This window comes from Sporomusa sp. KB1 (genome assembly GCF_007830295.1).
Lineage (GTDB): Bacteria > Bacillota > Negativicutes > Sporomusales > Sporomusaceae > Sporomusa.
The window spans coordinates 1,701,289-1,725,123 of the sequence record NZ_VLKC01000002.1 but is presented as its reverse complement, the minus strand read 5'-3'; the positions used below and the strand labels follow the sequence as shown (position 1 = coordinate 1,725,123).

Sequence of the window (23,835 nt, the reverse complement as noted above, 5' to 3'; positions counted from 1 at the left end):
GTTGTCAAGGGGACCGGCCGGCTCAGGCTACTATGGTAGTGGGGAAAAAGACTTACAGCAAGCCTTCCAGGTATTTACCTGGAGGGCTTGCTATTTATCAGTGAAAGGTAACGCATTGATACAATTAGGAAAGATTGCAGGTGAAATTAAACAGCCTCAGTCGGATGGAAGTCCGAACCAAGGCTGTTTAAATTACTTTTGTATCAATTATTCTTCAGGATAAATCATCTTATCAGGAGCTACATTGCAACGCTTTGCCCAGGGATAATAGATGATGGCAGTTGCAAGTAAGCCAACAATCCAGGAAATGTCGGTGCCTCCTAGCAGCTTGGTAATTGGGCCTGTGTACATGGCTTGAGCCATGAATGGGATTTGTATCAGTACACCGATAAAATAGGATACAAGAGCAGGTGCATTCCATGCGCCGTAACGTCCGTGGGAATCATATAAGCCAGGAACATCAATGTTTTCTTTTGAGATCAAATAAAAGTCAATGAGATTAACAGAGCTCCACGGAGTGAAAACCATGAGCAGAACCAAGACAAAGTTCTTGAAAAGATTGAGGAAATCTTTGCTGGCAAAGAGGGCAATACAGACCGAAGTCGCGATCATTCCTATTATAAAAAGAGTACGTTGGGTTGTCGACGCACTTTTTTTACCACTAAGCGCAGTAGTGATTGTCAATAATGACATGAAGGAACCGTAGGCATTAAGTGTATTAACTGTTAGTTTGCCGATGACGATGACCATGTAGATCAGAACGGCAATGATTCCGATTCCTGCTAGTTCACCTAAATAACCTACCTGGTTTTTCAGGAAGTTTCCGCCGTACCCCGCAAGGCTGGCTGCACTAATAATGACGCCAAGTGTCATCGCCCATTGGGTGCCGATAACGGTTCCCAGAAATGTATTCCAGAATGTGGCCGATTGGGGTGTGCTGCGCGGCAGATAACGGCTGTAGTCAGCGACATAAGGACCGAAGGTGAGCTGCCAGCCTGCCGAGAGAGAAACGGCCAATAGGAAGGTGGTCAATTCGAAAGGTTTTACACCGAATAGGGATGCAACGGGAAATTTTACAAATGCCATGATTGTAAGATAGCTAAAACCGAGAAGACCTGTGATGGTAGCAATCCTGCCTAGAACATGGATATATTTGTATCCAAGAAGTGCCAATAGTATTGTGAGGCTGCCAAATATTATGATACCTACAGCCGGTGTTTCGACGCCGAGGATGCCGTTTATAGCCTGTCCGGAAAGCACTGTGCCGGTTGTAGCGAAACCGAGGTACATAAGTACAGCTAAGACAAGGGGTACGATCGCACCAAGGACGCCAAATTGAGCACGACTGGAGATCATCTGCGGCAAGCCTAAACGTGGCCCTTGCGCAGAGTGAAGGGCCATAACAGCACCTCCTAAAATATTTCCGATTAATAGGCCAATGAAAGCCCAAAGAGCGTCAGCACCAAAGACTACAGCCAAAGCGCCGTCCACCACACTAGTAACCTGCATGTTTGCCCCGAACCAGAGTGTGAACTGACTGAATGGAGTGCCATGCCTTTCATGATCAGGAACCATATCAATAGAATGTGTTTCAATCAAACCTTCTTTTGCCTGGGCCACTACGTTCACTCCTTTTTCATAACCGCTCAATCATTGCTTGAGCGGAAGGTAAGTCTCTTTCTTTGATTAATGATTGTAATGAACTCTCTTCTTTGAAGAACTCCTTCCATACCATATTTTAAAATTTTTTGATTCTTAAATCATAGTATAATCAGAAGCTGTCTAAAAAACGTCGATTTTTTATTTAATGAATCATTCTTTGTTACTTAAGAATTACAGCAAGCAATTCCCAGTCTAAAGTTATTGTTCACCGTTTAGATATTGCCTTATCCTGTAGATAATAATTTGGGGGATTGATCCCTCATGGATAGCTTTTCTGTCGAAAAAAATGGTATTATGATAAAAAAGAATGGGTGTGTTTCAGCTATGCGGAAACAAGTTCACTGCATTTAGATCAAACTTTATTATTGGAGCTGAGTTTATGGGTAAATTACGTGTGGTTATGTTTGGAACTCCGGCTATTTATTGGAATGATCATAAAATTAGTTTTCCCTTTGTCAAAATGGAGGCTATATTATATTATCTTTTGGTTGTTGGCGAGGTCACCCGGGAGAAATTAGCCACAATGTTTTGGGGGGAAATGGATGATGCGGTTGCCAAGAAAAATTTGAGCAATACCATCTATTTAATTAAAAAGACCATGTCTTCCGCGTTGTTAATTACACCAAATAGGACAACGATTGCCGTAAATCCAAGCCTTATTGATAGTACAGATGTAGAGTTGCTTACTACACTGGAAATACAAGATTTTCTCGATAGATGCCAAGGAGATTTTTTAGATGGGTTTTATTGCAAAAATACAGATGCCTTTGATGAATGGGTCATTTTGGAACGTGAGCGGTTTAAAGAACAAATAACAGCGCGTCTCACGAAAAACATTAGTAAGCATATCAAGGATAAAAATTATACGATTGTCAAAAAAAATATTAAGCAATTAATCAAAGTGGATGAATATAACGAAAGTGCGTACCGTTTATTAATGAAAATTTACGAACGGGAAGAAGTCTTTTATAAGGTCATTGAAATTTACCACGAACTGGAAAAGAAGTTGGAGAAAGAGTTAAATCTGCAGCCCAGTACCAAGACCCAGGAAATAGTTAAGCGTGTAAAAGAAAAACAGATTGTTAAAACAATAACTCCGGAAGTTGCAGAGAAGGAATGGTTTTTCGGTAGAGATATGGAGTTGCAGGTTTTGCGTATTGCTGTTGATCATTTTTGTTTAAATCACCATAAGCGGCAAATGATTCTTCTGCAGGGGGAGCAGGGGGTTGGCAAAACGGCTATTGTAGAGCGTCTGTTTGAAAATGTACCGGCAGAAAATTTTAGTGTTTTACGGACAAAGTGTTATCAAGCAGAATGGGCTTATGCTTATAAAGCGTGGAGTAGTATTTTTATACAGGTGATGAACCTGTTAAATCAAGATAAAATTACGATTCCGCCATTATGGCATAGAGTAATGTCTTATTTTTTCCCTGCCCTTGAAACAAGCGAGGCTTTTGGCGGACAAGAATCTTTTATGGTGGCTTATGAATTTAATCCGACAATGGTTGAGGAAATTATGTGTGGTGTCTTAGGCCGACTGGCTAAACAACGGCGGATTATTATCGTCATTGATGATATTCATTGGATGGATAGTCAGAGTTTAGCAGTATTGCATCAAGTTCTGCGCTTTCATGGTGCTCGAATTTTTTGTATTGCGATATGTCACAGCGAATATATAAGTCAGATCGAAAAGTCGCTGTGGGATTTCGAACGGGATGACATGATCGAGAATTTTATGGTTGAGAGATTTAGCTTTGAAGATGTGGTCAAATTATCGGCAGCAAAATTACCTGCAGATAAAATTAGTGTGGACCTACAACATAAATTATATGAGTATACCGGTGGTAATACTTTATTTCTAATGGAATGTTTACATCTGCTGGAGGCCGGACAAGGATTGGGCAGTGGTTCTCTGCGTTTGCAAAGTGTTTTGAAAGAGCGGCTTGGCAATCTTTCGGATAATGCCCGTAAAATACTTGAGGTCGCATCCATCTTTTTCAAATACTCTAGTTATAACGAATTGTTAGCTGTCTCCAAGATGGATGAACTAGCACTGGTTGAAGCTATTGAAGAGTTAGAACGAAAAAAGTTGATAGCCAAGACAGACAGTTCGCTGCACCAGGGACTTATATACACCTTTTACAATTTGCAGATTCAGAGCTTTGTGTATCAACAGATGTCTGTACCCAGACAAAAATTGCTTCATAAGTGGGTGGGATTGGAGTTAGAAAGACAATTTCGCAGCAGATTGGAGACTAAAGATATTTACGAATCAATTTTATACCATTACACTCAAGCTGATGAAAAAATCAAAGTTCTTGAATATACAGTACGGCTGGCTGAAAAATATTTCTGCCCGCAGTATGAGTTGTTTCCAGAGCTAAATGATTGCTATCCTGCCGGTTACAGCAATTTTAGGGAAAGTCGCCGTCAAACAATGGGCTACCTGGAGAAAATTGCCCAATTGCTCAAGTGTATGGCAGCGGAGACAGTTGATGCCGGACAGGTGGCTGTTTATCAAATTGCGTATTGGGAAATGATGGGGCGCCAGTATATTTGGCGTGGCGAGCATATATCAGGCATAAAAATGATTCATAAATTGTTGCGATTAGCTTCGACCAGAGAACTTCAGGATTATATAGTTAAAGGCTATCAACAAATGATATTCTTAGGTATTCAAGTTAGTAGACCCAGTATTATTAAAAAATTCGCTGAAAAACTGTTATATGTGGCTGAAAAGGCTAATTTACTGGAAAAAAAGGCAGCGGCATTACGCTTTTTGGGAATTGCTGCAGCTTTAAGCGGAAAACCGATGCAGGCAGAGCAGTATTATCGCCAGTCTATTGGGCTATTTAAAAAATTGGATATACAAAATAACTGCTATATACTGAACATTGCTGCTAGTTACAATTATATTGGAAACTTGCGGCGCGATGCCCGTGCTATGAAGGAAGCTCTCAACTATTACGAGCAAGCGGTCAAAATTGCAGGCCACAAAAGAATTAGTGAAGGTGTGGCTGTGTTTTACATCAATGCCGGATATACTGCCTTTAAACTGGGCGATAGTGACAAGGCGCGTCAATATTTGGCAGAAGCGCTGGCGGTGGGAGATGGTTTTGGCGACTACACAGGATATTGGTGCTCACGGAGTTACTGTACGCTATATTGTGTACTAGCCATCATTGCCGTCCAGGAAAACCGTTGTCATGAAGGGCGAATGTATTTGAGTAAGGCCGATGAATTTTTAAATAGATATCATGATCATTATCAAAACGGACTGGTACTACAAACAAAAACAAAAATTAGACAGATAATGGATAGAAATCATATTGTTGCTGATATTTTTGGCGATTATTTGACGCTGTCAGCTCTAGAATATTATGAGCAGGCACGAACGGTTTTTGTTAAGTCGGGCAGAGCCTTAGATAGGCAATCTTTGGATGAGGTTATGTCAGGTTTTTCTTGAAAGTCTAACTCAAAAAGGAATAATTTATGTACCAAACAATTGTTCTGTGTTATAATAAACATAGTGATTTAGAAAGCTGGTGTAAGCTATGTCTGATCCCAAAGAGTTGTGGAAAGAAGTTGAACAGTTACAAGGCATACTTCATGAGACTATTGGTAAAAAAGGTACTAACTCACCTGATGCGATTCGGGCAATTCAAGCATTCAGGAATAAGATGCAGGAATATAATGATTTAATCAATCGTCGATAATTGACCCTTGATAAAAAAGCAACTACGTGTTAAAATAAGATATAATTAATATTTTTGGTCAATGCAGACCTCCAGAGCCTTTGCTCGGGAGGTCTTTTTTCGTCCAGATGGAAAGGTTAACTTTCCCTGGATTGAACGACTAAGTCTTTTTTTATAAGCTAACTTGTTTTCTAATTATAAAATCCGGACAGAGAATTGAGATTGTGCTGATATCTCAATGAATTGGAGCGATTTACTGTGAAAATACCAGCTGCAGACTTAAAGCAAGAAATTGCACGAGTCAATAACAATGTAAATCTCTCACTGTTTGGAACAGGTTTGCGAAAACAACGGGTAACAATTGTAGAAAACAAGATTATTATTACAGCAGATCATAAGCGCGTTCCAGCGCTAGCCGCACTTGACCAAAGCGATCGAATGTCCTCACGTTTAGCAGATGTTGCAATATTAGACGAGTATAAACGCCGCCTCAAGGAAGAGGTTATAGATCAAATAGGGTTGCCAGTGGTCTGCGTTCTAAAAGATTATGCTCCCGATTATGAACTGGCAGTGACGTTTATTTTGCTTAAGGATGCTTTAATAAAAACCTAGGATCGAGAAGGAACATACTAATTATTATGTAATTTCCACAGTTTGGATGATCGAATAGAATGTTATAGGTGGGTCGTAGGAACTCAAAAGAGAGCCGAAAGCTACCGCTTTTTGGAATGTTGATGGGTACGTAGAACAAGCGTACACATGTAACATGACTTAGCGGTAGCTTTGTTTTTTTAGGAGGTTTTATTTATTGGGACAAGTATAAGCCTTGTAAACGCAGACAAGTAATAGGTATAGCTGAAACACAATTTGTTCACCGGTCAAGGAGGTAATTATCTTGGATGAGATTATTAAAGTAAAAGATGTTTTAAATGCATTAGACAAAATAACTGGCGGCAGATGTGTCAGGAATCTAGATGATATATTCAGTGGCAATAATAAATTTGTGATTATGAAGTCATCTAATATTCCTGGTAAAGAATGCATGGAAATGCCTGGTCTTATTTGTGGGAACTTAGAAGCAAATGTAAAGAAGATCGCTGTAACCATGACACTTACAGAGTGTAATATTGAGTTAGCAGGTGCCACCGGTGTTGATGCGATTATTGCCCATCATCCAGTGGTAGAGGCTGCTAATTCCGGTGGCGTTACGATTAGAGGATATTTAAACCTGTATGGGCTATCGGTTTTTGAATTGCATGAGGCTTTCCACGGTTTACATCCGGGCATTGCTTATATCCACGGTCACAAGTCTTTCCGTGTCGATATTGCTTATGGTAATATTCCAGGCAATATCCTGTATGTTGGCAAAGCCCTGAAGGATATACCAACGATCGGGGCTATTTTGGATCGACTTAATGAATTTATGGGTATGCAGGAAGAACAAAAAATGTTGTTAACAGAAAAAAATGTGCGAAATTGTCATGACATTTGTGAAACTAATGTGGCCACAGGAGGCAAACTGCTTGTCGGCACACGAGAAAATAAAGTTGGAACAATTCTTCATATCTTCCCACATACTGGTTTCACGGCACAACATCTTGAAATGGCAAAACGAGAGCATCCGGAAGCAGATACTGTTATCGCGTCGATAAGTCGGGTTGGGAAAGAGAGTGAGCTAGTGAAAAAGGCAGAAGAGCTTGGTCTTAATTTCATTGTTGGCAATTGTCATGCCATGGAAATTTTGGAAAATGGGTTGCCGCTGGCCATTGCTTTGCAAAAAATACTACCGGAAGTGGAGGTAGTCCTCTTTCGCGAGCGGATTACTTCTACCCCGTTAAATAAGGTCGGTACCACCGCTATCCGAAATTATGCGGATTATATTGCCAGCGAATATTTGATAAACAAGGAAGGAGGTAACGAACAGAATGGCATAAGGTGAGCCTGTCATAACCCAATTATAGATTTATAGCAAATATAAAGTGTAGGAGGACAAGACAATGGCAACTATAACTGATCGTTTGGGTAAGCTACCTCTGGGTAGTTTTCACTATCGGCTTCTGGCATTAATGGGGTCAGGCATTGCATTCGAAGCGCTAGACACGGGACTTATTGCCTTCGTTTTAGCGAAAATGATCGAGGCATGGAGCTTATCCCCAGCCCAAATTGGGTATATCAGCAGCGCTGGCCTAGTGGGTATGGCGGTTGGCGCTATTCTGTCCGGCACGTTAGCGGACCGGGTAGGACGAAAAAAGATTTTTGTCGCAACGTTGGGAATCTATGCTGTAGGTACTGGATTGTGCGGTCTAGCGTGGAACTACGAATCATTACTGGCCTTTCGTTTCTTAGTAGGTGCAGGAATTGGTGGACAGCCACCAGTGGCGAACGCGCTGATGAGTGAGTATGCTCCTGTAAGGCACCGGGGAAAAATGTTGGTGCTGCAAAATAGCAGTTGGGCAATTGGCTGGCTACTGGCCGCTTTGATTGCCTATCTGATCATCCCCAAATACGGTTGGCAACTTGCTTTCTATATCGGGGCGCTACCAGCACTCATCGTTGTTTATGTGTGGCGAATATTACCTGAGTCGGCCATGTACCTTGTAAGTAGAGGGCGACATATGGAAGCCCACGTACTGGTTTCCAAAATCGAGCAGGAATTGGGTGTTCCGGTAGGTGAGCAACCGCGTGGTGACGAAATGCTAAGTGCGAACACACAAAAATTCAACTTTACCGATCTATGGTCTTCGCTCTATATCCGTCGTACCATTTGCCTATGGGTTTTATGGTTTGGTATGGTGTATTCCTATTATGGTATTTTCACATGGCTACCCTCGCTATTAGTGAAAAGCGGGCATACTCTCATTCGTTCATTTGAATTTCTGTTGTATATGACTCTGGCCCAAATCCCCGGTTATTTCGCCGCGGCCTATTTTGTGGACAAGATTGGGCGCAAAGCGACTATGGGATCCTTGTTGGTCGTCTGTGCTTTGTCTGCTTATATGTTTGGCAGTGCCAAGTCTGCTGAAGACATTGTGCTGTGGGGTTGCGTCATGTCTTTTTGCAACTTAGGTGCATGGGGAATAACTCACGCTTATTCTACAGAGCAATATCCTACCCATGCAAGAGCTGCTGGCGTAGGCTGGGCCGCCGCCTGCGGGCGGATCGGCGGCATTGTTGCCCCAATTGCTGTTGGAGCTCTGATGACAGGCTCGGATCAGTACGGCATTGTATTTACCATGTTTACCGTTGTGTTGGCGATCATTGCGTTAGACATTATATTCTTGGGAAAAGAAACTATGAATAAATCGTTGGATGAATTGACTGAGAGGCAGCTTATTAACGCTCAGGCGCCTGCGGCCACGAAAAGTTTTGCTTTGGATAATACAAAAAGCTAGCTTAGTCTGATGCTGTTTACATTATGGGGACTGTTACCACAAATGTTCCCCGTGACTGCCAGTCAATTCGTACATCAGACCGGTTAAGGGGAATACGTGTTGTCATTCCACTTACTGTGGCTATGTCTAAGCTTAAACTAGCAGCCAAGAGACCGGGGTCAAGTATAATATCAGTATTAATTAAGAATGATATTTCAGATAGATCATTGGGAAGAATGATTCCAATAGACGGTGCAGCTTCAATTGCACCTAATATATCTGCAAAGCTATAGCGGTTGCTGCGTCCAGACCCTGCGAGGCGCTTAGCAGGCGGGATAACACCAGCTAATAAAAATTCGTCACGACCAGCCGTATCTGGGCACAGCGTATCCCCTGCCAATGCAATATTTTCAAAATAATTACCGGGGACTACCTTGATCTCCTTCTGAGTGTTCCAATCAAAGTAACACTTCATTGTTAACTACACCTCCTAAGATTTCCTTATATAAATATGTCACCCCCGCTAATTTGGTTCTCGCAGTGTTGTGAAGTGCCAGTTGCATAGCATATTTTTACTGAATCGCCATTGTTATAAGGAGTAGACTTGGACGCGCGGGATGCAGCTAGAATGAGAGTCAAAGCTTCAGAAGGAGCGAAAAAAGTTCTTGGCATTGAGATGATTAATACCAAAGAATTATAGTAGTTTATATAGTAGGTGAACATGAGGAGGTGCAGATATGATGAAGAAAGTAGTAATTGTCGGTGGAGGATGGGCCGGTTCTGCTGCTGCGTTAGCAGCGCGAAATACTGGTTGTGAGGTAGAACTATTTGAACGGGCAGATATGTTGCTTGGCACCGGATTAGTTGGCGGAATTATGCGTAATAATGGTCGCTTTACTGCTACGGAGGAAATGATTGCGATGGGTGGCGGGGAGTTATTTGAAATCTGCGATGCATGCGCACGTCATAAGAATATTGAGTTTCCAGGGCATAAGCATGCTAGCTTATATGATGTATCAACCATTGAACCGGCGGTTCGTAGAGCCTTGCTGGCGGCTGGGGTAAAAATTCATTTAATGGCTCGCATCAATGATGTTATCGTCGAAGATGGCAAAATTATCAAAGTTATTGCCGGGGTACTGCATAAGGATGAAGAAATTGAAGCTTATGGTGATGGATTTGTTGATGCATCTGGTACGGCCGGTCCCCAAGGTAATTGCATGAAGTATGGCAATGGCTGTGCCATGTGTATTTATCGTTGCCCAACCTTTGGGCCACGTTTCAGTATTGCTGCGAAGGCTGGCGTAAAGGAAATTATCGGCGAAAAAGCTGATGGTACTTTGGGCGCAATGAGTGGATCATGTAAACTTCACAAGGATTCTCTTGCTCCCGAAGTCAGGGAAGAACTCGAAAGAACTGGCGTTTGTGTTATTGCGGTTCCGCCGCATTTGCAAAAAAGCATGGAATCTCTTGGGCAAAAGGCATGCCAACAGTATGCACTAAAGGAATTTGCGGAGAACATTGTTCTATTAGATACTGGTCATGCCAAGCTCATGTCGGCCTATTACCCCCTCGAGTTGCTGCGCCAAATACCTGGTTGTGCTAATGCCCGATTTGAAGATCCATATGCTGGCGGCATCGGCAACTCTATGCGTTATTTCGGTATGCTACCCCGAGACAATGCTTTGCAGGTACAAAGTCTGAAAAATGTTTTTTGCGCTGGCGAAAAAGCCGGATTACTTGTCGGGCATACCGAGGCGATTGTAACCGGAACACTCGCGGGCCATAACGCGGCCCGACTTGTGTTGGGGCTTGAACCAATCCAAATTTCACCAGAATTAGCTTGCGGCGACGCTATTGCTTATGTAAATGAAAAGATGAAGACAAAGGCAGGACTAACGAAGAAGTACACCTTCTCTGGTTCGGTATATTTTGAACGTATGAAAAATAAGAATCTTTATAGCACGAACGTTGAAGAAATTAAGAAAAAAGTTATTCAGACCAATATGCGTGGAATTTTTGCAAAGCGGTTCGACTAGGCTCACCTTTTTGAGCATGTAAACAACTAAAGTTATGAAGGGAGGCCTGTCTGTGGGAAATATAGCAGTGGCAAAGAGACTGGACCCGATTGCTTTCGCAGGAATTCGTAAAGTCTTTGAAAAAGCCAATCAGCTAGAAGCACAAGGTAAAAAGGTGATTCATTTTGAAATAGGGCGCCCCGATTTTGATACTCCGGTTCACATCAAGGAGGCTGCGAAACAGGCGTTAGATAAAGGTTTGGTTCACTATGCGCCGAACGGTGGAATCCCAGCATTGCGGGAAGCCCTTGCCCAAAGGCTTAAAGCCGATAAAAACCTGAATTACAACCCGGATACCGAAATCATAATGACAGCTGGGGGGCAAGAGGCGTTGTATGTAAGCTTTTTGAGCATTCTTAATGAGGGGGATGAAGTAATTCTTCCTGATCCATGTTTTGGCCCATTTCCTTTGGCAGTGGGCCTGGCTGGTGGTGTCCCCGTTAAAATTGGACTGCAGCCAAGTCAAAACTACGGTTACGATTGGGAGGCTGTTAAAAAGGCGCTATCTCCCAGGACTAAGGCGATTGTAGTGAATTCGCCTCATAATCCTACAGGTGGTGTTTGGTCGGAAGAACAACTAAAAACAGTAGCTGCCTTTGCCTGCGAGCATGATCTGTGGCTAATCAGCGATGACGCCTATGACCATTTGATCTACGAGGGATGCCGACTATCACCCGCTGCGTTTCCGGGAATGCGAGAACGAACCATACTATGTGGTTCGCTTTCCAAAACCTATGCAATGACAGGCTGGCGCATCGGCTATATTGCTGCGGTTGAGCCGATCATTGGCGCAGCTATCCGGCTACAACAGAATATTATGCTGTCACTTTGTACTTTCGCTCAGCATGGAGCGGTGGCAGGACTAACCAGTTCGCAAGACTGCGTCCGTGCTATGGCAGCAGAATTTGCCCGCCGGCGTCAACTGGTAATAGAAATGGTCCGACAAATCCCTGGAATTGAATTGGATGGAATGCCCAAAGGAGCATTTTATGTTTTTCCCCGCATTACTCTGCCCAACACCACTTCGGCTCAGGTCGCTGACTACTTATTGGACAAAGCGGGTGTTGCGGTGGTTGATGGTTTAGCTTTCGGTGTAAGCGGTAACGGGCATTTTCGCCTATCCTACGCAGTGTCGTATGAAGATTGTCGTGAAGGGCTGGAACGTATTGCGACGGCGATGAAAGTGTTGGCGCAAAAACAATAGTTGGGGGGAGGAATATGTCTATCGTAATAAGTGCCATGCCAAAGTGGCGGTTTGATGCGTCGCAGGTTATAGTTCCTGAAGACTGGGATATTCGGTTTATCAATCCGTCAACAGAGAAAGAATTGATTCTAGCCTGCAAGGAAGCGGATTACCTGTTGGTGCCGGCGAGTACTCCCGAAATTAACGCCAACGTCCTGCGAAACATTACGCATATCAAATTGATTCAAAGCGTAGGAGCAGGGTTTGACCGTATAGACACGCAAACGGCAGCAACGTTAAAAATACCGGTAGCCAATGTTCCTGGGCAAAATGCCAAATCAGTGGCCGAATTCACCATTGGTCTCATGATTGCGCTCCAACGGCAGATCCTTGTGGCAGATTGGGAAATAAAAGCTGGCAGGTACGGAGAGATCCGCAAAATTCTATTTAAGCAGGGACTAAATGAAATAGAAGACAGCAAGATTGGGCTAGTCGGGTTAGGGTCAATTGGCCAGCATGTAGCGAGAATCTTACATAGTTTGGGAGCCTCAGTCAGTTACTACGATGGCAGGCGGCAACTGCCGGAAACAGAAGCTCAATTGCAGGTAAGTTATAAATCTCTGGCGGCATTGCTGGCGGACAGTGATATTGTAAGCCTGCATGTGCCGCTCAATGATACTACGCGCGGTCTCATCGGCCAACGGCAACTGGAACTAATGTCGCCCGGTAGTTTTCTGATTAATACGGCGCGAGGTGAAATAGTTAATCAGACGGCCTTGGCGCAGATGCTGGAAACCGGCCGTATTGGTGGTGCGGCAATTGACGTCTTTACGCCGGAGCCGCCAGAATCGGAAAACCCATTGCTGAATCTTTCACCTGCGGCTAGGGCGCGGTTGATTGTGACACCGCATATTGCGGGAGTTACCGTCGGGGCAATGCGCAAGATGCTGCAGGCTAGTCTGGAAAACATTGCGCGAGTCATAAACGGTCAACCACCGGTAAATATAGTAAATAGATAAAGGTCTAAGCGATAAAGCCAAGGGAAATTGGTTACATTCTGATGCATAGTGAAGCAGGAATCTGACCCTATTCGACTTATTGAAAGTATCCTAAATTTGGTATGCAGGCGCTCTGCAGCTTGAGCAGTAGTGGGACATACCGGAATGATACTATGCGAGAGCAGAAGGGATTGGATATCTTGAAAACAGTATTGATTACATCTAAAGAATTTGGCAGCCAAATCGACGGGCAGCATAGAATAAACCTGGAGCAGTATTTTGCCGAAAACGGTTGGCAGATTGTATGGAACACGGCAGGTTCTGCGATGAGTGCCAGAGACATCATCCAGCAGGATATCAGGCATAGGCTTGACGCAATTTTGGTTTATTCCAGTTCAGATGAAATTAGCCACGAGGTTTTCAAACATTGCCGGAATTTGAAAGTGGTATCCCGGCATGGTGTGGGTATCGAGAATATTGATGTCCTGGCGGCTCAACAAGCAGGAGTGGAAATTAAAACAACTGCCAAAATGCCTGGATATGAGACGGTTGCAGATTTAACCTTTGCTTTGATGTTGTCTTTGGCAAGGAAGGTGCCGCAGATTGACTCTACATTACGAAAAAGCGGCTGGTATCGTCCTGTCAGCAGCGATGTTTGGGGAAAAACGCTTGGGATATTTGGATTAGGACGTATTGGAAAGGCGGTTGCTAAACGGGCTAAAGGCTTTGATATGAAAATTTTGGCTGCCACGCGCCACCCTGATGCTGCCTTTGTTGCTGCAAATGGGATAACCTTGTGCTCAAGGGAGGAACTGTTGACCGCAGCTGATTTTGTCAGCTTGCATTGTATGTTACATCAAGAAACCAAGCATATGATTGGTGCCTCGGAGTTTGCCCTGATGAAACCAAGTGCCTATTTGATTAACACGGCCAGAGCAGGTCTGGTAAACCAAGGTGAGCTACTTACCGCGCTGAAAAGTAAAACAATCGCCGGTGCAGCCATTGATGTATTCGAGAATGAACCGGCAGTGAATGATCCCATCATCGCGGAAGGCTTGGATAATGTTGTGGCAACTACGCATGTTGGCTCATATACGGTGGACTCTCTTAGGCGGATGGACTTTCTGGTGGCAGAAAATATTGTAGAAGCAGTATAATAACTAGTAGAGAAATTTCAATAATGTATTGAAGGTGAGGATTTAATAACTTGATAAAAGGTATGGTAGAGGCGCGAGACGCAATAGTACTACAGGGAGCTGGCTGCGATGAACTGTAAGGAAAGGGCGGATTGCCGAAGTGCTGGGAATGCTAATTGCCGGCATTGGGGCCGTATTCAACAGGTACGGCACTGTCATCTTCGGATGGTGAGCTATCGCACGGGGTAAGACTCCTCTTCACTATGCCGGTAGCCTCTAACGTATATGGTGGCTGCCTTTTTTCTTCCAGATGGAAAGTATAACTTTCCCTGGATTGAACGCCTATACCCCTAAAGGGCACAGGCGGCTTCTGCCGGTGTCCTAAAGGACTTTGCACAAGCCAAGTCTTATCTTAATATAATAGAAAGTATAACATGCAGAGGCTATTGTTACCGCAAAGTACTCAATGTACGCAAAGGGTTAACGGTATCGTGGACTATAGCATTACTATTATTTTGGCTGAAGATTAAAAGGCCGCGATAGCGGTTTTCTTATTAGTTTGTCAGAAGGTAGGATTACATTTCCGACAAAAACCTAGCTTGCCATAGTAGAATCTCAATTAATTTAGGAGGTGCAAGGTTGAACTGGGATAATATGCCGCTATTAGTCATTCTGGTACTGTCGGTTATTGGAAACAACAATTCCGTATCCTTAGCCGTTTTGGCGCTGTTGCTAATAAAATTAATGGGTTTGACATCCTGGTTTCCTAGTATTGAAAACTATGGACTAAATATTGGCATTACCATTTTGACAATGGCAGTGCTAACGCCGTTGGCACAGGGCCGAATTTCCATAGGAGAAATGCTAGTTGCCTTCAAAACGCAGGCTGGTCTGATTGCCATAATTATTGGAGTGATTGTATCTTGGGTGGCAACACAAGGCATGTATTTTTTGAAGGCATCGCCTGAGACTACGACTGCTTTGGTTGTCGGTACAATCGGCGGTGTTTGTTTTCTGCACGGCCTGGCGATTGGCCCGCTTATTGCCGGCGGCGTAGTAGCCATGATATTAAATTTATTGAATTTATTTAAACAGTAACGTGATTCCGCCTGGAAGCAGACCCCACCATGGCAGGATAAGAATATAGCAAAGGAGGATAATGCTGCAATATGTGTAATTTAGTATTAAAAAATAATTGGAGATGATCCCTTGAAACGCTTCCTATACGTAGCTTGTATATTTATCTTCTTACTTACCCTAACTGTCAGTGCGGAGCCCCTCAATATAGCTGCCGAACTCAGCAACGCACAATCGCTTCAAAATATGCAAACTGGCATCTACGCCATTTCTGAAGAAGTTCTTAATACCTATTTTGCAGACATAGCCGCTAATAACCCCAAGGTAAAAAATGCGACTATTGCTATACTTAAGAACAACAAAATCATACTCACAACAACCATCGAAAAAACAGGAACAATTAGGCTTATCTGCACCATCAAAGAATTTTATTTTGATAAAGACAACGCACTACTTAAAATGCATATCGACAAAAAAGAACTCCTAGGCAGTTCCATTACATCCTGGTTCATGAATCAAATGAGCCTAGGCTTCATTACCGACCTTTACGGCAACCCACTTGCCCAAGCCAACATCAACAGCAAAGTAAACGGTAATACCATTGATATCGACCTAAAACCCTTTGCCACCAGTCTATTTACCACCGGCATCGGACAAACCATTGGCGACCAACTCATAATATCCAACGTCACAACAGAAGATAAAATCCTATATCTTCACACTAACTTGGCCGTTACTTTATTAAAATAAACAGCAAGCTGCCGGTATGAATGAGGAAGGTGTGGATATGGATAAGTGTAAACTAAACCCCTCGTATTGGACTTTTTTTATAATGTCCAATACGAGGGGTTTAGTTCATTTGGATCAATTGTTTTTATTTCTTAGTGAAGCAGCCAACTGCTTAGGGGAGAGGCCATCAGTGAGGTGACAACACCGACCAGTGCGATAGCTATGCCACTGACCGCTCCGGCCAACTCGTTATCTTCCAGGCAGCGGTCGGTGCCCAAGGCATGAGCGGCGGCACCGATGGCCAATCCCCGGGCGATTTGATTCTTGACGCCGATACGGGTTAATAGCGCTGGACCGATAATGGCGCCTGTCAAGCCGGCGATGATGACTGCCCCGACTGTGAGTGACGGAATGCCGCCGAGGGAACGGGCGATTTCCATTGCGATTGGTGTAGTTACAGACTTAGGCGTTAGCGAGAGTGTGATTTCCCGTGAGGCATCTAAAAAGGAGGCGATGCCAAGTACGGAAACAACACCTACCAGCGAGCCGCTGACGACACCAAGCAAAATAGCTTGCCAGTTTTTTTTCAATACAGGCAATTGGCGTACAAGGGGAATGGCCAGTGCTACGGTGGCCGGGCCGAGCAAGAACGTTATGTATTGACCGCCATGGTTGTAGTCGACATAGTCAATGTTTGCGATGTTCAGCAATCCGATTAGGAGCAATGTGGATACCAGCATAGGATGCAGAAGACGCTGTTTCGTTTTTTGCTGCAGCCATTTTGCCAGCTGAAAAACAAACAACGTGGCCGCAAGACCGAAGAGCGGGTCTTTGACTAGTTCAGTCACTGGGTGTCACCTTCTTATCCGGATTCGGCAGTACTTGATCGACAATTTTTCCTGTTAGACACAGGACAATCAAGGTACTGATTAGCACAGTCAGGATAATGGCCACGCTATTTTGAAACAACAAGTCGGCATAAAGGATCAAGCCAACACCCGCAGGGATAAAGAACAGGCTCATTTTGCTGAGCAGAGCATTAGCTGTCGGTTCAATAAAGTGCATTGGCAAGAGTCCGGTTGCTAAGGCGATAGCTAGCAAAACGAACCCGGCTAGGCTACCTGGCAAGGGAAGGTGTAATAGCTGGCTGAGCGTTGTTCCGACAAACTGAAAGAGCAACAATATGGTAAAGCCAAATATAAAGTTCATCGTAACATAGCTCCTTTCACATTAAAATGCATAAAATCAATTGTAATAAGATCGCCTTGGTTCTGTCAAGTTGGGAGTGTCCATCTGATAAGGAGCATAACGGACAGGAACACGGCTAAAATGAGAATAATGCCCAATATCATTATTTGACGCGATTTTGTCAGGAGGATGGGGTTGCGTCAATAATTTTTTATTTTTAAAGGAGGAGCTTTTTTATTAGTAATTGAATGTATAAAATATAGAAGTAATTCTGAAAACTAACATTGGAGTCTAGTTATGAAATCTAAAAAATTGCTTGAAACATATATTCCGTTAGTAAATTTCATTGCCGATATTGTTGGTCCACATTGTGAAGTGCTTTTGCATGATGTTGTAGACGTGCAAAACTCGGTAATAGCCATTCGAAATGGTTATATGAGCGGTCGACAGTTGGGATGTCCTTTGACCGATTTCGGATTGGCGTTATTGGAGAAAAAATCGTATTTGAATCAAAATGCGGTTGTTAATTATTTAAGTCGCACAGCAAACGGCGATAAGTTGAGGTCATCTACCTATTTTATTAAAGATGAAAATAACGAATTAATTGGTATGTTGTGCGTAAATATTCTCCTCTCACCAGATAACACGAGTGTTAAGAATTTGACAGATAAGCTTATTACTGTTTTATTAGCAAATAATCCGGAAGCAAATACAGGCGTAACCGAAGAGGAAAATGTAGTGGAATCTTTATACTCATCTATTGAAACTGTAGTAGATTCGGCAGTCGAGAAAATTCTTGCGGAGTATGATATGCCAGTGGAAAGAATGTCTATCGATGAAAAAACTGCTATTGTTCAAAAATTGAATGGCAATGGTATCTTTAAAATAAAAGGGGCCATAACTAAGGTGGCCAGTACGTTGCAAACCTCAGAAAGCACAATTTATCGATATCTATCTTGTAAATAGATATCGATAAATTACAAGATCTAAAGGGAGAAATTTTTTTGTTTTAATATAATAAAAAAAAATTATCGCGATAAAAAATTACTAGAAATGATATTGCCTGATAATGACCTTGTTCAGTAAAGCGGAAACAGCCGGGTTTTGGGGGACAGGTTATACTCTGTCTGCAGCGTCAGTCGTCTTGCCATAGTAGGAAGAAAAGTCTTTTAATCAATCCTTAGTATATTGTTTGTTTATTTGGAGTATAGATGAGCAAATTAATAGAAAGCATAACTGAGTTCCGCATCGTTAGTCGCCTTCTCACGCTACCCATATAGTAAAGGCAGATAGCTGCCTTCCAATATAAAAAGACTAAATGTTTTTGTAAATATAACTGCAAAAACTACGTAATCACTATTACATTTAGGAGGAATAACAATGAAGGAAGTAATCGAAACAAAACAGGCACCGCAGGCGATTGGTCCCTATTCGCAAGCACGGATGTCGGGTGACTATCTTTTTAGTTCTGGTCAGATTCCTATTAATCCTCAAACAGGTACGGTTGTGGAGGGAGGGATTGCGTCTCAGACTAAGCAAGTTATGGAAAATCTCAAACAGGTCTTACTTGCTGCAGAAATGAGCTTTAATGATGTTCTTAAAACCACGGTATTTATTACGAATATGGATAATTTTGCGGCTGTAAATGAAGTATATGGACGCTACTTCACTGACAAGATGCCTGCTCGTTCTTGTGTTGCTGTGGCAGGTTTGCCCAAAGGTGTTTTGGTCGAAATCGAATTGATTGCATGCAGCCACAATAAATAAGGAGTGCTAAAATGAATATCTCATTGGAAGATATAAAAAAGGCCAGGGAAACGCTGACGGGAATTGCTGTCCGAACAGAGCTAGCCTACACGAATACGTTGAGTGATCTGACAAGTAATCATGTTTATTTAAAAATGGAAAATCAACAACGTACAGGTTCTTTCAAATTGAGAGGCGCTTATAATAAAGTGGCTAGTTTGAGCGCAGCTGAAAAGAAAACGGGAATCATTGCTTCGTCTGCAGGCAATCACGCCCAAGGGACAGCTCTTGCAGGCACTCTGTTTGGTATCTCATCTACTATCGTGATGCCGAAGAACGCCCCCTTATCGAAGGTCAAGGCGACGAAAGGCTACGGTGCAAAGGTTGTTCTCCAGGGCGGGGTTTATGATGAAGCCTATGCGGAGGCGTGTCGCATCCAAAAGGAACAACAACTAACGTTTATTCACCCCTTTAATGATCCTATGGTCATTGCCGGTCAGGGAACAATTGCTTTAGAAATCTTAGACGATTTACCTGACGTCGAGGCCATTGTTGTACCGATCGGTGGCGGTGGACTGATTTCTGGCGTAGCCTTAGCAATTAAAAATGTAAAGCCAAGTGTAAAAGTCATTGGTGTTCAGACAAAAAATATGCCTTCCATGGTTGAGTCGATTGCGCAAAAGAAGATTATTACTTGTAATGGCAGTCCTACCATTGCTGATGGAATTGCTGTGAAAACTCCTGGCGATATAACCTTTGAGCTTGTCCAGCGCTATGTTGATGATATTGTAACGGTAGATGAAGAAGAAATAGCCAGTGCGATTTTGCTTTTGCTGGAGCGTGTAAAGACAATTTCAGAAGGTTCGGGGGCTGTTTCAGTTGCAGCGGTATTAAATAGAATGCCAGAATACAAAAACAGGAAAATAGCAGCGATTATTAGTGGCGGCAATATTGACGTAAATATGATGTCCCGTATTATCAATAAAGGGTTGGCAAAATCGGGACGAAAAGTAGTATTTAACATGGTGATTCCCGACAAACCCGGTTCCTTATGGCAGTTGCTGAAGCTGACGGCGGAAACCGGAGCCAATGTACTGACAGTTACCCACGACCGGGAAACACGTGGCGCTCCATTGGGATATGCTTCTGTTCAACTGGAGTTGGAGACTGCCGACCAAGAGCAAATAGATGCAATTAAAAAGCTTATGGAGCAACATCAGTATTGTGTAAATGTTATATAAATTAGAGAGAGCACTCATGGTATTCAACATTGGTACAATGAGAATGCTTACATATTTAGGGAAGAGGATGATTTTTTATGAAGAGAAGAATGAAGATGATGGACGGAAATACGGCAGCCGCTCATATTTCTTATGCGTTCACAGACGTAGCCGCTATTTTTCCGATTACGCCGTCGTCCAATATGGCCGAAAGTGTTGATGAGTGGGTGGCCCAAGGCAGAAAAAACATCTTTGGACAGACCGTTGAGGTTGTGGAAATGCAGTCAGAAGGTGGCGCGGCTGGAGCGGTACATGGTTCACTACAGGCAGGGGCATTGACTACTACCTATACCGCTTCTCAAGGGCTGTTGCTTATGATTCCGAATATGTATAAGATTGCGGGCGAGCTTTTGCCTGGCGTATTTCATGTTAGCGCTAGGGTTGTTGGTGCAAATGCCATCAGTATTTTCGGGGATCATTCAGACGTTATGGCTACAAGGCAAACCGGGTTTGCCCTGTTAGCAGAAAGCAGTGTTCAGCAAGTTATGGATTTGTCGGCTGTCGCTCATTTGTCAGCGATTAAAGGAAAAGTTCCTTTTCTCAACTTTTTTGATGGCTTTAGGACTTCTCATGAGATACAAAAAGTTGAGATACTTGAATATGAGGAATTGGCTAGTTTATTAGACCGAGATGCATTGGATGAATTTCGGAGGAAAGGGTTAAATCCTGATCATCCGGCATTGCGGGGAACCGTTCAAAATTCCGACATTTATTTTCAACAGAGAGAAGTAACCAATCGCTATTACCAAGCTCTTCCGGAAATTGTAGAAGAGTATATGGGTGAAATCACTAAACTTACTGGACGAGAATATCATACTTTCAATTATTACGGTGCAAAAGACGCAGATAGAATGATTATTGCGATGGGGTCGATGTGTGAGGCAATTGAAGAAGTGGTAGATTATTTAAATGCTAACGGAGAAAAGGTTGGTTTGTTGACTGTTCATTTATATAGACCTTTCTCGATTAAACACTTCTTTAAGTATATTCCTAAAACGGTCCAAAAAATTGCTGTTTTAGATAGAACCAAAGAGATGGGATCGTTAGCCGAGCCACTATATCTTGATGTAAAGACGGCATTTTATAACAGCGGATGGCATCCAGTCATTGTTGGCGGCCGCTGTGGTGTTGGGGGTAAAGATGTGGTTCCCCGACATATTCAAGCCGTATATGAAAACCTCAGGCAGGAGCAGCCAAAGGACAATTTTACTATTGGTATTGTTGATGACGTGACATATACATCACTGTCTTTGGGGGAAGATATTGACACTACGCCAACAGGAACTAAAGCTTGCAAGTTCTGGGGCCTTGGTTCAGATGGAACGGTTGGTGCCAATAAGAGTGCCATCAAAATTATCGGTGACCATACTGAACTGTATGCGCAGGCTTACTTTGCCTATGATTCTAAAAAATCTGGCGGCGTTACCATTTCTCATTTAAGATTTGGCAAACAACCGATAAAAGCGCCTTATCTTATTAATAAGGCGGACTTTATTGCGTGCCACAACCAATCTTATGTAGATAAATACAATGTATTGGACGGCTTGAAGAAGGGCGGCAATTTTCTCCTTAATTGTACCTGGAACGAGCGGGAAGTGGATGAAAACTTGCCTGCCGCTATGAAACGTTTTATTTTCGAGAATAATATCAACTTTTACACCATAGATGCTGTAGGCATTGCTCGGGAAATCGGTCTTGGCGGCAGGATCAATATGATCATGCAAGCTGCCTTTTTTAAAATTGCTGGTATTATTCCTGTGGACGAGGCCGCTAACTATTTGAAAGAGGCGGTAGAAAAATCATACGGCAAAAAAGGTGAAAAAATTGTTGCTATGAATAACGCCGCTATTGACAGGGGTGTAAACTCTAGTGTGAAATTCAGTGTTCCTGCTTCTTGGGGAAATGCTCAGGCTGGTACGGATAGCGTAAAAGAAGTTCCGGCATTTATTGAGAATATCCTAAAGCCAATGAATCGGCAAGAAGGGGATGCGCTGCCGGTAAGCGCCTTTATTTCTGTGGAAGATGGCACTTTCCCTTTGGGTACTGCTGCCTATGAAAAACGCGGCATTGCCATCAACGTGCCTGAATGGCAAATGGATGAATGTATTCAGTGTAACCAATGCGCTTATGTTTGTCCGCATGCTGCCATTAGACCGATACTTGCTGATGAAGACGAAATTAAAAAAGCTCCGGCAGGTTTTACGGCTAAGCCGGCTACCGGTGTAAAAGATATGAATTTCAGAATGGCTATATCGCCACTTGACTGCACTGGCTGCGGCAATTGTGCCCAGATATGTCCGGCCAAAGAAAAAGCTTTGGTTATGAAAGCGCTTACTACTCAGTTTGGACAGGCAAAGCTTTGGGATTATGCAATGCTTTTAGCTCCTAAACCCAATCCTCTTAAAAAGGAAACTGTTAAAGGTAGCCAGTTTGAACAACCGCTGTTAGAGTTTTCTGGTGCTTGTGCAGGCTGCGGTGAAACTCCCTACGCTAAATTAGTGACTCAATTGTTTGGCGATAGAATGATGGTGGCTAATGCTACTGGCTGTTCTTCTGTATGGGCGGGTAGTGCGCCGTCTGTGCCGTATACCAAAAATCACCGTGGACATGGTCCGGCTTGGGGGAATTCTTTATTTGAGGACAATGCTGAATTTGGCTTGGGTATGCTCCTGGGCGTAAAACAAGTAAGAAACAAATTGATTATGGATATTGAGAAAGCAGCTCAGCTGCAATTGGGAGAAGAATTTAAAAAGGTATGTAACGATTGGTTGGTAAATAAAGATGCAGGAGAAGGTACACGGGACAGAGCCGATAAACTGATTGAGGTTCTAGAAAGGGCTAGAGGTAATGATTCGCTTTTAAATGAAATCTACAAAAACAGAGATTTTTTGGTAAAGAGATCACAATGGATATTTGGTGGCGATGGTTGGGCTTACGATATTGGCTTTGGCGGCTTAGACCATGTCTTGGCTTCTGGTGAAAACGTTAATGTTTTGGTATTTGATACAGAAGTATATTCCAATACGGGCGGTCAGTCATCCAAGGCTACTCCGACAGCAGCTATTGCCAAATTTGCAGCTAGCGGAAAACGTACCAAGAAAAAAGACCTTGGTATGATAGCCATGAGCTATGGCTATGTATATGTAGCGCAAATTGCTATGGGAGCAGATAAAAATCAAACCCTCAAAGCGATTGCGGAGGCGGAGGCTTATCCGGGCCCGTCCCTGATTATTGCTTACGCTCCCTGTATCAATCATGGCTTGAAGGTGGGTATGGGCTGTAGTCAATTGGAGGCCAAACGAGCTGTTGATAGTGGTTATTGGGCATTATATAGGTACAATCCTCAAGCGAAAGATGCTGGCAACAATCCTTTTACTATGGACTCGAAAGAAGCAACCACCGACTTTAAAGATTTTCTTATGGGTGAAGTGCGTTACTCGTCACTACAGAAGCAATTTCCCGATATTGCTGACGCCTTATTTGAAAAAACCAAGCAAGATGCTAAGGAGCGTTGGGAAAAATACAGGCAATTAGCAGATCGGTAATGCGCTGTCCTCTGGGATGCAAAGATTATAAAGAATATATCGCTATTTTTATCCTTTCTTTAGCCGCTGCCTTCGGGTGGCGGCTTATTTTGGCGCGGCTAGCATAGAATATGTTAATTTGACTTGCCTGCCCCATTTAATACTTTC

Annotated in this window: 19 protein-coding genes and 1 riboswitch; of the genes, 15 read left to right on the top strand and 4 right to left on the bottom strand. The window is 43.1% G+C overall.

Annotated features, from left to right (window positions below; all coding sequences use genetic code 11):
- Positions 1-207: 207 nt before the first annotated feature.
- The gene (locus SALPA_RS11755) at positions 208-1,620 is read right to left on the bottom strand and encodes a cytosine permease (RefSeq protein WP_222427969.1); all 1,413 of its coding nucleotides are present in this window, start codon (positions 1,618-1,620) and stop codon (positions 208-210) included.
- A 421-nt stretch (positions 1,621-2,041) separates the two neighbouring features.
- Between SALPA_RS11755 and SALPA_RS11750 the strand changes: the two genes are divergently transcribed.
- The 5 genes from SALPA_RS11750 to SALPA_RS11735 all read left to right on the top strand — a co-directional run bounded on the left by SALPA_RS11750 (position 2,042) and on the right by SALPA_RS11735 (position 8,749).
- Positions 2,042-5,128, top strand: coding sequence for an AAA family ATPase (locus SALPA_RS11750; protein WP_145093968.1), 3,087 nt, complete (start codon positions 2,042-2,044; stop codon positions 5,126-5,128).
- An 88-nt stretch (positions 5,129-5,216) separates the two neighbouring features.
- Positions 5,217-5,378: a hypothetical protein gene (locus SALPA_RS29020; RefSeq protein ID WP_186451043.1), complete on the top strand. Its 162-nt coding sequence runs from the start codon at positions 5,217-5,219 to the stop codon at positions 5,376-5,378.
- 237 nt (positions 5,379-5,615) lie between these two features.
- Complete coding sequence (locus tag SALPA_RS11745; protein ID WP_186451042.1) at positions 5,616-5,969, top strand: Na-translocating system protein MpsC family protein; 354 nt, start codon at positions 5,616-5,618, stop codon at positions 5,967-5,969.
- Positions 5,970-6,252: 283 nt separating this feature from the next.
- Positions 6,253-7,296 carry a Nif3-like dinuclear metal center hexameric protein gene (locus tag SALPA_RS11740; protein WP_222427968.1) on the top strand — a complete coding sequence of 348 codons (1,044 nt, stop codon included), beginning with the start codon at positions 6,253-6,255 and terminating at the stop codon, positions 7,294-7,296.
- 58 nt (positions 7,297-7,354) lie between these two features.
- A complete protein-coding gene (locus SALPA_RS11735) occupies positions 7,355-8,749 on the top strand; it encodes an MFS transporter (protein ID WP_145093962.1) in 1,395 nt (464 codons plus the stop codon).
- Between the two features lie 16 nt (positions 8,750-8,765).
- Here the strand turns inward: SALPA_RS11735 and SALPA_RS11730 are convergent, their stop codons facing one another.
- Positions 8,766-9,203, bottom strand: coding sequence for a hypothetical protein (locus SALPA_RS11730; protein WP_094607831.1), 438 nt, complete (start codon positions 9,201-9,203; stop codon positions 8,766-8,768).
- Between the two features lie 262 nt (positions 9,204-9,465).
- Between SALPA_RS11730 and SALPA_RS11725 the strand changes: the two genes are divergently transcribed.
- The 6 genes from SALPA_RS11725 (at position 9,466) to SALPA_RS11700 (ending at position 15,950) form a co-directional block, all read left to right on the top strand.
- Complete coding sequence (locus SALPA_RS11725; RefSeq protein ID WP_255451164.1) at positions 9,466-10,767, top strand: FAD-dependent oxidoreductase; 1,302 nt, start codon at positions 9,466-9,468, stop codon at positions 10,765-10,767.
- Positions 10,768-10,819: 52 nt separating this feature from the next.
- A complete protein-coding gene (locus tag SALPA_RS11720) occupies positions 10,820-12,010 on the top strand; it encodes a pyridoxal phosphate-dependent aminotransferase (protein ID WP_186451041.1) in 1,191 nt (396 codons plus the stop codon).
- Between the two features lie 14 nt (positions 12,011-12,024).
- A complete protein-coding gene (locus SALPA_RS11715; RefSeq protein ID WP_145093956.1) occupies positions 12,025-13,008 on the top strand; it encodes a 2-hydroxyacid dehydrogenase in 984 nt (327 codons plus the stop codon).
- Between the two features lie 152 nt (positions 13,009-13,160).
- Complete coding sequence (locus SALPA_RS11710) at positions 13,161-14,144, top strand: phosphoglycerate dehydrogenase (protein ID WP_222427967.1); 984 nt, start codon at positions 13,161-13,163, stop codon at positions 14,142-14,144.
- 58 nt (positions 14,145-14,202) lie between these two features.
- Positions 14,203-14,367, top strand: a riboswitch (Lysine riboswitch).
- A gap of 395 nt (positions 14,368-14,762) precedes the next feature.
- Positions 14,763-15,221: a DUF441 domain-containing protein gene (locus tag SALPA_RS11705; protein WP_145093950.1), complete on the top strand. Its 459-nt coding sequence runs from the start codon at positions 14,763-14,765 to the stop codon at positions 15,219-15,221.
- A gap of 111 nt (positions 15,222-15,332) precedes the next feature.
- The gene (locus SALPA_RS11700) at positions 15,333-15,950 is read left to right on the top strand and encodes a hypothetical protein (protein WP_145093947.1); all 618 of its coding nucleotides are present in this window, start codon (positions 15,333-15,335) and stop codon (positions 15,948-15,950) included.
- A gap of 131 nt (positions 15,951-16,081) precedes the next feature.
- Here SALPA_RS11700 and SALPA_RS11695 read toward each other — a convergent pair whose 3' ends face one another.
- Both SALPA_RS11695 and SALPA_RS11690 read right to left on the bottom strand, forming a co-directional pair.
- A complete protein-coding gene (locus tag SALPA_RS11695) occupies positions 16,082-16,777 on the bottom strand; it encodes an LrgB family protein (protein ID WP_145093944.1) in 696 nt (231 codons plus the stop codon).
- Complete coding sequence (locus SALPA_RS11690; RefSeq protein WP_145093941.1) at positions 16,770-17,138, bottom strand: CidA/LrgA family protein; 369 nt, start codon at positions 17,136-17,138, stop codon at positions 16,770-16,772. The genes SALPA_RS11695 and SALPA_RS11690 overlap by 8 nt, the downstream gene beginning before the upstream one ends.
- Before the next feature lie 276 nt (positions 17,139-17,414).
- Here SALPA_RS11690 and SALPA_RS11685 point away from each other — a divergent pair, with 276 nt between their 5' ends.
- The 4 genes from SALPA_RS11685 to nifJ all read left to right on the top strand — a co-directional run bounded on the left by SALPA_RS11685 (position 17,415) and on the right by nifJ (position 23,688).
- A complete protein-coding gene (locus tag SALPA_RS11685; RefSeq protein WP_145093938.1) occupies positions 17,415-18,083 on the top strand; it encodes a transcriptional regulator in 669 nt (222 codons plus the stop codon).
- 414 nt (positions 18,084-18,497) lie between these two features.
- Positions 18,498-18,884: a RidA family protein gene (locus tag SALPA_RS11680; protein ID WP_145093935.1), complete on the top strand. Its 387-nt coding sequence runs from the start codon at positions 18,498-18,500 to the stop codon at positions 18,882-18,884.
- Positions 18,885-18,895: 11 nt separating this feature from the next.
- Complete coding sequence (gene ilvA / locus SALPA_RS11675; RefSeq protein WP_145093932.1) at positions 18,896-20,104, top strand: threonine ammonia-lyase; 1,209 nt, start codon at positions 18,896-18,898, stop codon at positions 20,102-20,104.
- A 77-nt stretch (positions 20,105-20,181) separates the two neighbouring features.
- Complete coding sequence (gene nifJ / locus SALPA_RS11670; RefSeq protein WP_145093929.1) at positions 20,182-23,688, top strand: pyruvate:ferredoxin (flavodoxin) oxidoreductase; 3,507 nt, start codon at positions 20,182-20,184, stop codon at positions 23,686-23,688.
- Positions 23,689-23,835: the final 147 nt, after the last annotated feature.

What these genes read in the sequence shown, in the direction of transcription:
- SALPA_RS11690 (WP_145093941.1), bottom strand. Translation starts at nt 17,138, where the DNA reads ATGAACTTTATATTTGGCTTTACCATATTGTTGCTCTTTCAGTTTGTC.
- ilvA (WP_145093932.1), top strand. Translation starts at nt 18,896, where the DNA reads ATGAATATCTCATTGGAAGATATAAAAAAGGCCAGGGAAACGCTGACG.
- SALPA_RS11750 (WP_145093968.1), top strand. Translation starts at nt 2,042, where the DNA reads ATGGGTAAATTACGTGTGGTTATGTTTGGAACTCCGGCTATTTATTGG.
- SALPA_RS11685 (WP_145093938.1), top strand. Translation starts at nt 17,415, where the DNA reads ATGAAATCTAAAAAATTGCTTGAAACATATATTCCGTTAGTAAATTTC.
- SALPA_RS11680 (WP_145093935.1), top strand. Translation starts at nt 18,498, where the DNA reads ATGAAGGAAGTAATCGAAACAAAACAGGCACCGCAGGCGATTGGTCCC.
- SALPA_RS11710 (WP_222427967.1), top strand. Translation starts at nt 13,161, where the DNA reads ATGCGAGAGCAGAAGGGATTGGATATCTTGAAAACAGTATTGATTACA.
- nifJ (WP_145093929.1), top strand. Translation starts at nt 20,182, where the DNA reads ATGAAGAGAAGAATGAAGATGATGGACGGAAATACGGCAGCCGCTCAT.
- SALPA_RS11730 (WP_094607831.1), bottom strand. Translation starts at nt 9,203, where the DNA reads ATGAAGTGTTACTTTGATTGGAACACTCAGAAGGAGATCAAGGTAGTC.
- SALPA_RS29020 (WP_186451043.1), top strand. Translation starts at nt 5,217, where the DNA reads ATGTCTGATCCCAAAGAGTTGTGGAAAGAAGTTGAACAGTTACAAGGC.
- SALPA_RS11735 (WP_145093962.1), top strand. Translation starts at nt 7,355, where the DNA reads ATGGCAACTATAACTGATCGTTTGGGTAAGCTACCTCTGGGTAGTTTT.
- SALPA_RS11715 (WP_145093956.1), top strand. Translation starts at nt 12,025, where the DNA reads ATGTCTATCGTAATAAGTGCCATGCCAAAGTGGCGGTTTGATGCGTCG.
- SALPA_RS11725 (WP_255451164.1), top strand. Translation starts at nt 9,466, where the DNA reads ATGATGAAGAAAGTAGTAATTGTCGGTGGAGGATGGGCCGGTTCTGCT.